At 63.3% G+C, this 12,840-nt stretch carries 15 protein-coding genes; 7 read left to right on the top strand and 8 right to left on the bottom strand.

The features are described 5' to 3' along the window. Positions 1-49 precede the first annotated feature (49 nt). The 4 genes from ACMUJL_RS00295 to ACMUJL_RS00280 are packed head-to-tail and all read left to right on the top strand — an operon-like array spanning position 50 to position 2,490. Positions 50-298, top strand: coding sequence for a hypothetical protein (locus tag ACMUJL_RS00295; protein WP_375571316.1), 249 nt, complete (start codon positions 50-52; stop codon positions 296-298). Between the two features lie 46 nt (positions 299-344). Continuing rightward, entirely contained in the window at positions 345-782 is a 438-nt protein-coding gene (locus ACMUJL_RS00290) for a DUF2924 domain-containing protein (protein ID WP_375571318.1), read from the top strand. Next, complete coding sequence (locus ACMUJL_RS00285; protein WP_375574048.1) at positions 782-2,107, top strand: recombinase family protein; 1,326 nt, start codon at positions 782-784, stop codon at positions 2,105-2,107. Before ACMUJL_RS00290 ends, ACMUJL_RS00285 begins: the two co-directional genes overlap by 1 nt. Next, complete coding sequence (locus ACMUJL_RS00280) at positions 2,104-2,490, top strand: hypothetical protein (protein WP_375571320.1); 387 nt, start codon at positions 2,104-2,106, stop codon at positions 2,488-2,490. Before ACMUJL_RS00285 ends, ACMUJL_RS00280 begins: the two co-directional genes overlap by 4 nt. 202 nt (positions 2,491-2,692) lie before the next feature. Here ACMUJL_RS00280 and ACMUJL_RS00275 read toward each other — a convergent pair whose 3' ends face one another. Beyond that, complete coding sequence (locus ACMUJL_RS00275; protein WP_375571322.1) at positions 2,693-3,058, bottom strand: hypothetical protein; 366 nt, start codon at positions 3,056-3,058, stop codon at positions 2,693-2,695. Between the two features lie 702 nt (positions 3,059-3,760). Then, positions 3,761-3,919, bottom strand: coding sequence for a hypothetical protein (locus ACMUJL_RS00270; protein ID WP_416914064.1), 159 nt, complete (start codon positions 3,917-3,919; stop codon positions 3,761-3,763). A 19-nt stretch (positions 3,920-3,938) separates the two neighbouring features. On the opposite strand from ACMUJL_RS00270, the gene ACMUJL_RS00265 reads away from it, so the two are divergent. After that, entirely contained in the window at positions 3,939-4,973 is a 1,035-nt protein-coding gene (locus ACMUJL_RS00265) for an integrase core domain-containing protein (protein ID WP_416914063.1), read from the top strand. 324 nt (positions 4,974-5,297) lie between these two features. Here the strand turns inward: ACMUJL_RS00265 and ACMUJL_RS00260 are convergent, their stop codons facing one another. From ACMUJL_RS00260 to ACMUJL_RS00245, 4 genes are read right to left on the bottom strand one after another with little or no spacing between them, the layout of a single operon-like run. Continuing rightward, the gene (locus ACMUJL_RS00260) at positions 5,298-5,735 is read right to left on the bottom strand and encodes a hypothetical protein (protein ID WP_375571226.1); all 438 of its coding nucleotides are present in this window, start codon (positions 5,733-5,735) and stop codon (positions 5,298-5,300) included. After that, the gene (locus ACMUJL_RS00255; protein ID WP_375571228.1) at positions 5,735-8,029 is read right to left on the bottom strand and encodes a phage tail protein; all 2,295 of its coding nucleotides are present in this window, start codon (positions 8,027-8,029) and stop codon (positions 5,735-5,737) included. Before ACMUJL_RS00255 ends, ACMUJL_RS00260 begins: the two co-directional genes overlap by 1 nt. Then, positions 8,029-8,406: a DUF6950 family protein gene (locus ACMUJL_RS00250; protein WP_416914062.1), complete on the bottom strand. Its 378-nt coding sequence runs from the start codon at positions 8,404-8,406 to the stop codon at positions 8,029-8,031. Before ACMUJL_RS00250 ends, ACMUJL_RS00255 begins: the two co-directional genes overlap by 1 nt. Before the next feature lie 14 nt (positions 8,407-8,420). Beyond that, a complete protein-coding gene (locus ACMUJL_RS00245; RefSeq protein WP_375571232.1) occupies positions 8,421-9,032 on the bottom strand; it encodes a hypothetical protein in 612 nt (203 codons plus the stop codon). 53 nt (positions 9,033-9,085) lie between these two features. Between ACMUJL_RS00245 and ACMUJL_RS00240 the strand changes: the two genes are divergently transcribed. Then, positions 9,086-9,388, top strand: a complete 303-nt coding sequence (locus tag ACMUJL_RS00240) for a type II toxin-antitoxin system RelE/ParE family toxin (protein ID WP_375571234.1) — start codon at positions 9,086-9,088, stop codon at positions 9,386-9,388. Beyond that, complete coding sequence (locus tag ACMUJL_RS00235; RefSeq protein ID WP_375571236.1) at positions 9,378-9,671, top strand: addiction module antidote protein; 294 nt, start codon at positions 9,378-9,380, stop codon at positions 9,669-9,671. Before ACMUJL_RS00240 ends, ACMUJL_RS00235 begins: the two co-directional genes overlap by 11 nt. A gap of 5 nt (positions 9,672-9,676) precedes the next feature. Here the strand turns inward: ACMUJL_RS00235 and ACMUJL_RS00230 are convergent, their stop codons facing one another. Then, entirely contained in the window at positions 9,677-10,330 is a 654-nt protein-coding gene (locus ACMUJL_RS00230) for a hypothetical protein (protein WP_375571238.1), read from the bottom strand. Then, positions 10,330-12,795 carry a phage tail tape measure C-terminal domain-containing protein gene (locus tag ACMUJL_RS00225; protein ID WP_375571240.1) on the bottom strand — a complete coding sequence of 822 codons (2,466 nt, stop codon included), beginning with the start codon at positions 12,793-12,795 and terminating at the stop codon, positions 10,330-10,332. Before ACMUJL_RS00225 ends, ACMUJL_RS00230 begins: the two co-directional genes overlap by 1 nt. Positions 12,796-12,840: the final 45 nt, after the last annotated feature.

The raw sequence follows: 12,840 nt of genomic DNA, 5'->3' as shown, positions 1-12,840 counted from the left end.
TGGGTTCTGTTGGGACTCAAGTGGGTTCACCAACCCGAAAGGCGCTCCCATGCTTGATGAACGTGAAACCCCGATTTCGGGGCCCAATCCCCTATGCCCTGAGCGCATGTCGGCCGACGCGCGCCTCGCCGAGATCGGGCGCATCCTGGCCGCAGGTGTCGTTCGGCTGAACGCCACGAAGTCCAGCGGTTTATCTGCCGAGAACGGAGACAGTTTCGTGGACTTCTCTCCCCGAAAGAGCGGTGGTCGTCGTGCAAAACGTATCCGCATCGGAGGAATTCATGAAGCATCACAATAGGATAACGCCAACGCAGCCAGGTCATGATCAAAGCCTAGACCAGACAGTGCTGTCGCGCCTGGCCGCCATGAAGGCAATGTCTGTCAAGGAGTTGAAAGCCGAATGGGAGAAGCTCCTCGGCACCTCGGCGCCGAACAACAGCCGCGCGTTTCTTGAACTGCGGATCGCCTATCGGCTTCAGGAATTAACCTACGGCGGCCCGGACCGTGAGACACGCCGCATGCTGGATCTTTTGGCCGATGAGGTCGAAGGCCACGCCCGGCGCAAACACCAGATCGCTGATCCCCGCAATCCCGTGACGGGCACGAAGCTGCTGCGCGAATGGGACGGCGTCGAGCACACCGTTACCGTTCTGAAAGATGGCTTCGATTGGCAGGGTCGGAAGTTCAAATCTCTCTCCGCCGTCGCCCGCGAAATCACTGGCACCCGTTGGAACGGGTACCGCTTCTTCGGCCTGCGCGAGCGCAAGCGGGAGGAGGCATGATGCAGATGGAAACCCGCCCGAACCGCCGCCTGCGCTGCGCCATCTACACCCGCAAGTCGAGCGAAGAAGGGCTCGACATGGAATTCAACAGCCTCGATGCGCAGCGGGAGGCCTGCGAAGCCTATATCGCAAGCCAGAAATCTGAAGGCTGGGTTGCCACGCGCGAACGCTACGACGACGGCGGGTTTTCTGGTGGCACTCTCGAGCGCCCGGGGCTCAAGCAGTTGCTGGCCGATATCGACGATGGTCTGATCGATGTCGTCGTCGTCTACAAGATCGACCGACTGTCGCGCTCGTTGATGGATTTCTCCAAGCTGGTCGAAGTATTCGACCGCAACGGGGTCACCTTCGTCTCGGTGACGCAATCTTTCAACACCACCACATCCATGGGGCGGTTAACGCTGAACATCCTGCTGTCGTTTGCCCAGTTCGAGCGCGAGGTCATCGGCGAACGCATCCGTGATAAGGTAGCAGCCTCCCGCAAGCGCGGCATCTGGATGGGAGGGTATGTGCCCCTCGGCTATGATGTGCAGGATCGCAAGCTGGTGGTAAACGAGGTCGAGGCCGCCTCTGTGCGCGGGATCTTCCAGCGGTTTATCGAATTGGGTTCCGCGACCGTTCTGGCCCGCGAGTTGCGAAGCGATGGGTTCCGAAACAAACAGGGCACGCTGATCGATAAGGGCTACCTGTACCGCCTTCTGAACAACCGGGTGTATCGGGGCGAGGCTCTGCACAAGGGCAAGGCCTATCCCGGTGAACATGACGCCATCATCGACGCGGACCTCTGGGATCGCGTGCATGCCATCCTGCAGGAAAGCCCCCGCAAGCGAGCGAACAACAGCCGGGCGCAAACTCCTGCTCTCTTGAAGGGGCTGATCTTCAGCGAAAATGGCGCGGCCATGACGCCGACCAGTACGAAAAAGGGGGCGAAGCTTTACCGCTACTACGTCTCCATGGACGTGATCCGGAATCGCGAGACTGGCGAGGAGACTGCTCCGATGCGGCTAGCCGCCGGAATGGTCGAGGACGCGGTCGTGACCGAAGTTCGGCGCATCCTGCAAACGCCAGAGGTTGTCACGCAGGTGCTGGCTGCCCTGAAACGCGACGGCGGCGGAGTGGCTGAGGCGGACGCCATCGCAGCCTTGCACGAGTTCAACGCGCTCTGGTCGCAACTCTTCCCACCCGAACAGGCCCGGATCATCCAGCTTCTGGTGCGGCGGGTCACGGTCACCGCTGCCGGGCTCGAGGTCGACATTCGCCGCGAAGGCATTGCGGGCGTCATCCGCGAGATGCTCGCACCTCTTAGAATGGAGGCGGCGGAATGACAAAGCCTTACGACACGATCCGCGTGTTGATCCCGCTGAAGGTGCGCAAGAAGAACGGGCGGCCGAAGATCCTGCCACCCGCCGACTACCGCCCAAGCGAGGATCAGACCCAAGATCCGCACATCCTGCGGGCCATCGGCCGGGCATGGGGATGGCGGCGGCGCATGGAGGCGGGTGAGTTCGCCACGATCCAGGAACTGGCCGAGGCCGTTGGACTCGCGGAGCGCCATGTCAGCAGGCAGCTGCGGCTCGCCTATCTGGCCCCCGAGGTGCTGAAGCGGTTGACCTGTCGGCGGGAGGCGTCGGCGGTTAGCCTGTATGACCTGTGTTTTCTGGCGGGGGAGGCTTGGGGGGAGCAGGTGGGGCGGGCCGTTGGCGATTAGGCAGCAGATCGACGTGAACGGCCCAATGCTGACGCTCATCTGTGGCCAAGGAAGCGCCGCTTCCCGTCTGCTACAAGACGCAGCAGTCATTGCGTTACACATGTCGCCTGAGACCTCTTCACGCAGGTTGCTCATTTTCCTCATTCCGGGCGTAGGGTTTCCGGAGCAGATTCGCAGCGAGAACGGCTGAGCGTTGCGGGTCTCAGGGCTTCTTGACGACACGCCGCGGGGGCCTGCGGACCACCTCGACCTTCGCCATCAGTGCCTCGGTCTCCTCCCGGCTGCGCAGAACTTTGGTGGGTGGTCCTGAAGCTTCTTTCGCCGCTAGGGCGGCGCGCATCTTCTCCACCTTCTCCTTATGCCGCCTCAACCCGTTGGCAATCTTGTCGTTGGACTTTCGGATTTTTTCCTGTTGCAGGCGTTCCTTGTTCAGGAGGCGCTCTCGCGCGGCCTCGCCCTCGGCCCGTCCAACGGCATGCACGCGTTCGGTCCTGGGGTCCGGTTCTCCGAACCAGCCCGATCCCGGACCCACCAAGGTTGATCCACCCGAATAGTCGCCCTTGCCCATGTCGAACTCCGTTCCGCCACATCCAGTTTGCTCGAGTTTCCGCGCCCACGCAAGGCCGCCCAGACCGCGAGCGGCAGCCCGTGACGCTTGCGAGCATTCTGGTGTGATCGCCCGCCTGCTTTGGTCAAGGACCGAGCAGGCTTGGACGTCAACGACACAATGCTAGTCAGAAAATCGAATGACCGCTTTCGGCCCGTTGCGACCTAGGGCCAGAAGCCTGATCCCGCGCTGTAGTTCGCACCACCCCGCACAATAACGCCGCCTTAGAGTGTCTCTGTTGGCGCCGAGAGCAGACGAACCTGCTTCAACTGCGGCGTAGTTCGATTTCACCAACCAACTGAAAAGGCGCCATTTTTTGAATCCGTCTCGATTTGGGTGAAGGGCGGATGGAAAGAGACGCGGGGCGTTCAGAGACCGATTTCTCCCCAATCGCCAGTCTCCGAAAGTCGGATGGCCTCGCTAAACCCCTTTGAAACCAAAAGAAAAAAGGCCCCGTCAGGGACCTCATCTCGGGTTTGCGATGTGCAAGTGGCGGAGGGAGCCAACCTGGCCGCTAACTCTCTCCCGTGTCAGAGGCAGCCATTTCGGGCTTGAGCGAAACTCTGCGCGACATTTTTTCGGTTGATTGGGAGGGCTTCCTGACGCGGCTCAGCACCCTGAGGGGTCGTGATCGAGGGGATCGGCAGGAGAGGAAAAGCCCAGTCACATCCCAAGCCCGAGCTCGACGTCGGCGATCCGCAGGTCTTGGTGCTTTTGGCCTTCCCTGAGAGGGGTGCCAAAATGTAAGCGAGGCCCATCACTTTGACATAGCGGCATTTTTTTAAACGCCGTGGTGGAGCCCGGCAAGATGAATTCGACCATATCCCTCCTTCTGGTCTTCTTGAACCAGTTCTTCATGCCGCGGCACAACGCGCAACTGAGACTGCTGAAGGCCCAGATCGCGATCTTGCGGGCGCGCATCCCGACGCAACGGATCATCCTGTCGCCCGCCGAAAAAGCCGAACTGCTGCGCATCGGGGAAGAATGCGGGCATGACATCGACGGGCTGATGGAAGTGGCCAAGCCCGCGACCTACAAGCGGTGGCTCGCCCAGATGCGTGGTGGACGCCCCTTTCAGGCCGTGGGACGGCCACGCTTGACGCAAGAACTGCGCGATGTCGTCATTCGTATTGGCTCTGAGAACCTTCTCTGGGGCTACAAGCGGATCGCAGGCGAGCTGAAAAAGCTGGGGCTCTATGCCGGCGCTAATTCCGTCAAGCGCATCCTCAATGAGGCGGGCATCCACCCGAGCCCTGAGCGGCGAAGGAAGAAGCCTGCCCTACCGTGGACAACCTTTATCCGGGCGCACATGGAAACCATGGTCGCCTGTGACTTCTTCTCGAAGACCGTGTTTACGCTACGCGGGCCGAGGACGGCTTATGTGCTGATGTTCATCCACCTCGGCAGCCGCCGCGTCTTCTGTAGCGCGCCGACCTATGCCCCGGACTCGGCGTGGGTCACCCAGCAGGCCCGCAACACGTTGATGTGGTGCGAAGAACAAGGCATCACGCCGGAGTTCCTGATCCGCGACGCCGACACCAAATTCAGCGCCAGCTTCGACGCCGTCTGGGCGTCAGAGGCCGCTCGGGTGATCCAGATCCCGCACAGGGCGCCCGACGCAAACGCATTCGCGGAATCGTTCATCGGCACGATCAAGCGCGAATGCCTCGATTTCTTCGTCTGCTTCAGCCGGTCCCAGCTTGATTACATCCTGCGGACCTGGGTGCGCCACTACAATGTCGAGCGCCCGCATCGTGGGCGGGATATCGGCAACAACGTGCTGCAAGTCGATTTCCGGCCCGTTCGTGACGGCCCGATCCGGCGCAATCGCCAGCTTGGCGGCATTGTCACATCCTACACCCGCGATGCGGCGTGAATATCAGAGCCGAGAAGATGAGAGGGATAAACAGCGTCAAGTACAGCTTGCCAGCCTCCACCATGGCCTTTAAAAAAATATCTTCTTATCAACATGATGGACCATGCTTACATTTTGGCACCCCTCTCACGGAAAGCCATAAGCACCCAAACCGATAGATCACCGTCATCAAGCCGGCGCCGACTATAAGGGAGAGTTTCAACTATTCCGTTGAGCCCCTTGATCATAACGCGGGCGGCAACTGAACAGCCTCACGACACCCCGCCGAAAGCAGGGTGCACGAAGTTCTCAGCGCTTCCATCCGCTGGAGCGCTTGAAAGCTGATTATGGCCGTGAAAGCGTGGGGCGAAGTTGGCACCCTCCGGGGGAATTGCCGAAGGCCGAGGCCCGGCCGGGCGTGCCCGACTGCACCGGGATAGAGGTCCAGGACAGGATCTTGGTGGTGTTGTTCCAGCTGAACCGCACCCTGTCTTCCCAGACACCGGCATAGCTGCCCGCGGGAAAGAAGGAGCCGTTGAAGATATCGAGGAAGATGAAGATATGGCCATTGTCCCCGATGTCGAAACCAGCCGGTCCGGCCAGGCTGCCGGAGCTGCTGGGGATCAGCCCGTTGTTATTGTCGGACGGCAGGGCCCAGATCGATGAGACATTGTTCGGGTTATTGGTCAGGTCGTACGCGGCTACCAGGCGCAGGCCGATATCCTGGATGGCGGCGATGTTCTGCACCCCGCGCGAGGTCAGGAGCTGAATTCCAAAGGGCATCAGAGCCTCCCGATCCGGACGCGCAGCTGATTGGCCGCGTCAAACACGCTGATGCGGTCATCCTCGATGACAACGCGCTCGCCGCTGGCCGCACTCTGGAAAGTTCCTAGTTCGGCGCTGATGGCCGAGAGCTGGCTTACGCTGATGAGATCGGCGCTGATCCCGCCTGCGGAGATGATGCCGGCCAGCACGGCATCACCGGCCAGCGTGGTGCCGCTTCCCGGCGCACCCAGCTCGCCGGTGATATCTCCCGCCGCGATCTCGCGGCTCCAGGCGTTGCCGGTCCAGCGGTAGAGCTTGGCATCCGTGGTCAGAAAGACGACGCGACCGGGGGCATTGTCGGTCTCAGGGAGTGTCGCCAATATCTCTACGGGGGCGAGACTCGCGTCATCCATCAGCCCCTTGATGCCGCCGCGCAGATCGTCGCCGTTGAGATAGACCCCGGGCGTGTTGACATCGAGCCAGCTCGACCAGTCGGTGGGGCGATCAAGCACGTAGCGGCCGCGCACCTCATATGCGGTATTGGGCAGCATCCCTTCCGAGACCAGCACGGAGCCTGCCGCGCGATCGGCGAGGCCCGCCGCCACAACCTGCGTTGTGGCCTTCAACCGGATCTCGTAACGCACAAAGAGCGCATCAAGCGCCGCGCTGCCCACCCAGGACAGCGTTATGGCAGGGCGACGGTCGAGACCTAGGGCATCCTTCAAGGTGCTGGCGGCCACCGCCCAGCCGGCGATGATCTGCGGCGGGCGCGACGCCAAGCCTGTGACCGGCACGACAGCCGGCAGATCCTGAGCGGAGGTCCAGCCATAGTCACCGGGATCGCGTTCGCGCAGCACCAGCTCTTGGTTGATGGTGCCCGGTTGGTCGGTGATCTCCACAACCTCGAAGATCTTGGTGGTGTAGCCGTTGCGCGCACTCGTCCAGGCGATGGTGTCCAGCGGCTCGAGTAGAAAGGCCTCGGGTGGCAGGACGAGACGGTGGGTGCGGAAGCGCCGCGCGTCCTTGATATAGGCCGCCATGAGTTGGGCGATCTGGGAGACGTCGGAACAGGCCGGGAAGTTGAGGCTGGTCGAGAGGCGGCGGCCGCCGTCTTCCGCCTCCCAGGTCGGGTTGAACAGAGGTGGTGCCGCGCGCGAAGTCCAGAGGCTGGCGGGCTCGGGATATTCCGAGGCGATGGCATTGGCGCTGGCGGCCAGCCCCGGAAACGGATCCAGCTCCTGCGGCGCGGAAATCACGATGTCCTCATCGGTGATGAACTGGACCGGGGCTGCGGGCGCGCCCACGCGCATCCGAAACACGCCACCCATCTCGCTGATCTGCCCGAGGCAGGTCTTGGCCAGTTCGTCGATCACCTCGGCCGGTTCCATCTCGAGCTTGACCTCGAGGCCTGCGACAAAGCTGGGGCGGCTGCCGATTGACGCATCGCAGGCGTTCATGGCCGTGACCCAGTTGTCGAGCGGCAGATCATCGGCGGGCACATCTCCGCCCCAGATCTCACCGGTGGGCAGGTGGATGCCTCGCAGGATGTTGTAGATCATCACGGCGGGGTTGGCGGAGCGCGCCCAGGTGGCGGGGTTGGACCAGCGCTGCAAGCCGGCCCCACCCACGCTGCTGTCAAAGCGCGGATCGTAAAGCGGGATGCCGTCCAGCTCGAAGCGGACGGTGGGCAGATTGTTGAAGACCTCGCGATTGTAGCGAAAGGTCAGGATGGCATAGGCGGTGCCGTGGCCGACAAAGCTGCTGCTCCAAGGCCGGTCGGGGTAGTTCGCGTATTTGGCGACCAGCATCGGATCGGCGACGGTCTGGTTCCCGTCATAGAACTTGATCCAGGCGTGATCCGTGCCGCCCACACGTTGGTTCAGAAGCGGGAAGCCGTAATCCGGATGCGCGGTGGGGCCGATCTGGGAATAGCCGTCATTGAGAATGACGCGTGAAAGGCCGATGCCCGGCAGATCGCTCAGTTCAACGACGTAAGTGAGCAACCCGTTCGGCGTGCCTCCATCATCATGGCTCATCGGTGGGCAGACATGGTGCCCGGCGGTGGCCGTGCGCCCCAGGATGAAGCCCTGCGGTTCGGTGCCGCCGGTCGTGGTGACCGCGGTCTGAATACCGCTTTGCTTGATCGTGGGTTTGGGCGTGAGCGCCCGCGCGATCAGCGAGATGCCCACTGAGATCGCGGTGTTCACGATCATCGAGGCGATGAAGGAGCTCGCCGCAAAGGCCGAGATGGCCGCGACAGTACCGCTGATCGCGGCGCCGACGGCGGCAATGGCAGCACCGACAGGAGGCATCAGGGCGTTCTCACAGCAAAGGCGCGGCGCATCGCGCTGCGGGGGATGAGCCCGAGGCCTTGCGGCTTCAGGCAGTAGATCATCTCGCCAGCGACGATGCCGAGGGCTTGGTCATCGAGCACGGCAAGGTCGCCCACCTGCGCGAAGGCGGGCGCGATCTCGGGCAGATGAGCCGCAGCGAAATCCACATGGTCGCTGAACCCCGCCACTTCGAGCAGCTGCTGGCCGCGCTTCAGGCTGCGATAGGTGCTGCGCCAGCCGCGGGCGTAGTCCTGTCCGGTGGCAATCTTGACCCATCCCGCCGCAAAGAGCGCGCAGTCATGCCGGCCGGGGCGGAAGGGGCGCTGTCCAGCCTCGGTGGCGTAAGCGATGAGCATGGAAAGCCGGTCCATCAGGCACGCTCGCGCTTCTCGCCCCACCAGACGCCCACCTCGCCTGCGACATCGGTGTAGCTGCGAAACGGGTCACTCGCATTGCGGCGGCGCATCTCGGCGTCTGAGCGGGTGAGCGTGAGCGGGCGTGTAAGCCCCCGCGCGGCACTGGCCAGCGTCACCGTGGCCTCGCCGGTGCCGCCGACTTCGCCCGTGCGGATCTTCACCTCATCCACCCAGCCGCGAAACACCCGGATCGGCTCGGCGATGAGCTGGCCGGTCTCGAGGGACAGAAGCGCGCGATGAACCTCGGCCGGGGCTAGACGGGCGTCATAGCCGCGCAGAATCTGCGCCACCTCTGGCGTGAGCGGGCTGAGTGCCAGTTGCAGCATGCGGACCTCGAGCCCAATCCCGGCGCGGATGGGTTCCACGCCGATCAAGCCACCCGCGCCATAGTAGGTGCGGTTGATCTCGCCGATGGCGATGGTCAGATGGTCGTCGCCCTGCCAGAGGCCGAGGGCTTCCGGCAGTCCGGTCTCCCGGTTACGGGCGATGACATGCACCATATGGCGGCTGGCCACACCGGTGCGGGCGGATAGATACTCCGCGGAAGTGGGGTCGAGGATGCGCATTGGAGGGCGGGTCCGGGTTTGACAGGACGGAGCTTGTGTATTAAATTACACAGATGTTCGAGGTACGACAGACAGCAGTATTTGAAGCCTGGATCGATGGCTTGAAGGATATGCGAGCGATTGCACGCATCGAGGTTCGGTTGCGGCGCTTGTCCCTCGGGCATCTGGGCGATGCCAAATCCCTCGGGGATGGCGTCAGTGAGATGCGTATCGACTATGGTCCGGGGTATCGGCTTTATTTTACGCGCAGGGGCGAACGGATTGTGATCCTGCTCTGTGGCGGAGACAAGAAACGGCAGAGCGATGATATTGCCCGCGCGAAACAACTGGCCAAGGAGGCTAACGATGGCACTTGAGACACGTCCATGGGATCCAGTTGAGCGGCTTTCCACGCCCGAAGCGCAGGAAGCCTATCTCGAAGCGGCCTTTGAAGATGGTGATCCCGACCTGATCGTGGCAGCGATTGGTGATATTGCGCGCGCGCGCGGCATGAGCGAGATCGCGGCATCCGCAAATGTCAGTCGTGAAGTCATGTACAAATCCTTCCGGCAGGGCGGCAACCCAACGCTGAGCACACTGTCCCAGGTCGCCGGCGCCCTTGGTTACAAGCTCACCTTTCGGCCGACAGCGCAGCAGTAAGCGGATCACCTCAGCGTCTGGATGAAGTCGAAACTGGCGCCGCGGCTCAGCGCTTGGCGGCCGGAGCCATAGGTGGGTTCTGGCAGCAGCCGCGCCTTGCAGGCTGGCCGGATCAGCGAGACCGTCAGCCCGGCTACGGCACCCGGCCGCAGGGTGGGGACGACTTCCATGAGCGGTGTCAGTCCGCCGCTTGAGGCCGTCCCGCCAATCACGATGCGGTGCAGCGCATAGCGCACAGGGTTCGCCCCATATTGAAACCCCAGCATGTCGCCCGCTGAGAGCAAGTATCCTGAAGGCAAGCCAGTCAGCCGCAGTTCGCGCATGTTGCTGGCCACCGAATGGATCGTGACTGTTCGGCTGCCGAGAATGCTGCCACTCGGATCACTGGCGGGGCCCACATACCTTGGATCATGACACAGAAACGTCGCCCCCGGCTGATCCATGAGCCCGATCAGCGCCTCCATTTGCGCGTGACGGATATGGTTTGCCTGCGCCAGCCGGATGGTGCCTGTCCAGAGCGACGCCCCAAGGCTCGCGCTGATCACCGTACCCTCGCCAAGCCGGGTGTGTTCCTGCGGATGGGACAGTCGAAACGTCACCTCTTCTACACGCAGCACGCCGAGGAACTGGCCGTAGGAGAGCGGATAGGTCAGTGCCATCAGCCCCTCCGCCTTGGATCCTGGCTGACGCGGGCCAGCGTGCGCGGCGCGACCAGCCGGTCATAGTCCCGCAGGCTGCTCTGGGCGATCTCCACGGATTGCGCGCCGGCCTGTTCCATGATGCGGCCCACGAGCCCTTCGCCGAGTTCGATGCGGACGCGCGATGTGCTCGCCCCGTGACCACCATATTGCGCCACCTCACGGCGGTTCAGCACCCGCTCGCCACGTTGCAGGATGGTTGGCACCTCGTCTGGCCGCAGCCCGGCCCATCCCCCGCTATGCATGCGCGGAGCACCTGCAAAGGCCAGCGCTGGGACCTGCCGGGAATACCCAGAAATCCCCACCATGCCGCCCGCATGCGATACGGCCGCGGTGACGGTGCTCCCACCCAAGCCGCCAAAGGCGCTGGAGAGCGCGTTGGCGATCGGCCCGAGCACCGCATTACGAAACTGCAGCACGGCGAGATCCTCGAGGATCGAGGCCACCAGGCCTTTGAAGTTCAGCTTGCCGGTCCGGACAAAGTCGCGAAATGCGTTCTCCGCCCCTTGAAACGCACCGACCAGGGTCTCGCCGAGGCCCTTGCCCCAGTTCCCAGCCTCCGTGGCGTAATCGCTGAGCGATTTGTTCGCTGCTGCAAAGCCGGTGAGGAGCTTGTCCTGCGCTTCTTTGCCCTTGCCGCCCGCACCGCCAAGCGCTGCCCCCAAACGATGCGCAGAGGCGGTCGCTTCCTCCAGTGCCGCAGCCCCTTCGTCGCCCGTGCCGGCGACAGCCGCGCGCAGCGCCTCCCAGGAGGTCAGCGGGGCAGTTGCACCCGCGGCGAGATCGGTTGCCGCTTGCCGATAGCTATTGGCGGTGGTCAAGGCCGTAGCGGCGATCCCGTCCAACCCAAGATCGGGCGCTGTGAGTGGATTATCCTCAAAGGCCCGTTGGAAGGCCTCGGCTGCAGCTTTGCCTGCATCCGCAGAAGCCCCGGCAAAAGGGTTCGGGATATCGCCGAGGCTGATCTCTCCAATCTCGCCGAAAGCTGTCTCAATGCCAACCGAGGCCAGTGCGTCACGGATCTTACCCGTAAACGCGTCAATCCGACGGATCGCGCCATTCAGCATGGCCTCGATGCCGTCGAGCATGCGGTTGGCGGCCGAGAAGGCCAGATCACCAATCACATCCGGCAGGCGCGACCAGATCTCGCGCACGGCCAGCAGGGCGCCCTCAAAGGTATTGGCCGTGCTATTGCCAAAGGCGACCACGCTCTCGATGGCCCCGGCCATGCCGGCCGCCGCATCGGCCTTCAGATCGTAGAACATGGCCGTGGCCGCAGCGCCTGCGGCAGCGGCGCCCATCTTGATCCGGTCCCAGACCTCGACCGCGACAGCCTTCAAAAGCCGCATGGCCTCACCAAACCCGCCCGCGCCTGAGGCCAGCCGCGTGAACCAGTAGACCAGTTCTCCCGCACCCACGATCAGCGCGCCGATGCCGGTGCGGATCAGCGCCCCGCGCAGAAACACGAGGCCTGTGGCCAGCCCGCGCACCGAGAGGGCGGCCGCCGCCATGGCTGCCACCCAGCGACCCGCCAAGAAGGTGGCAAAGGTCCCGGCATAAATGGCCAGCCGGTCGAGATTAACCAGCACCGCATCAAAGGCGCGTGAAAGAGGACTCGTTGACGAGGCCAGCGCGACAAAAGCGTTGGCCACGGCCTCCAACGACGGCGCCAGCGCGACAGCCACCTTATTGCGGATGCCGGTGAATACCTGGCCCATGCTGACCAGCGCGAGTTCGGACCGGCGCATCGCTGCGATGGCGTCACTGTCCAGCACGGCCCCAAGCCGCTCCGCTTGCGCGCCAAGGCGGCCCATCTCGGCTCCGCCGTTTTGTAACAGTGGGATGAGCCGGGTGGCATCCGAGGCCATGGCCTCGAGGTAGAAGGTCATCTCCTGACTGTTGACGCCCGCGCGCTCAAGGCTCGACACATAGAGCTGCAGTGCCTCGGGGCCCGAGAGCCGGGCAAACTGGTCTGCGGTCACACCCACCCGCGGCGCGATATTCTCGAAGAAGTCCGCCATCGGCCCACCGCCCGTTTGCAGGAAATCCCCCACCCGGTCGTTCACGTCCTTCAGGATATCAGCAAGTTTCTCCTGCTCGATCCCCACGGTGCTCGAGGCCGCCGACCAGCGTTGGAACACCTCCTGCGAGGCATTGGCCACTTGGGCGAGCTGGCTGATCTCATTGGCCGCTGTCACCGTCGAGCGAGTCATCGACAGTGCCGCCCCCGCCAGCGCCGTGGCCGCAGCGGTTGCGGCAATCTGGGTGCGGCGGGCAAAACTGGCCAGCCGGGCGTTCGCAGCCTCCATCTCCTGCGACAGCCGCCCGAAACCACGGCTGCCTGCCTCACCCACGCCTTCGAGTTCGGCGCGCACCTGCCGCCCGCCTGTGGCGGACAGGCGGACGGAGACTTGCTTGGTGGCCATGAAAGAATTTCCCTGAAAGGCGTTACCTCGTTCCCAATGGAAACG

The organism is Seohaeicola sp. (genome assembly GCF_048006315.1).
In the GTDB taxonomy this organism is placed as follows: Bacteria; Pseudomonadota; Alphaproteobacteria; order Rhodobacterales; family Rhodobacteraceae; genus Seohaeicola.
Note: the sequence above shows the minus strand (reverse complement) of the source record. Positions and strands in the feature narration are given on the sequence as shown.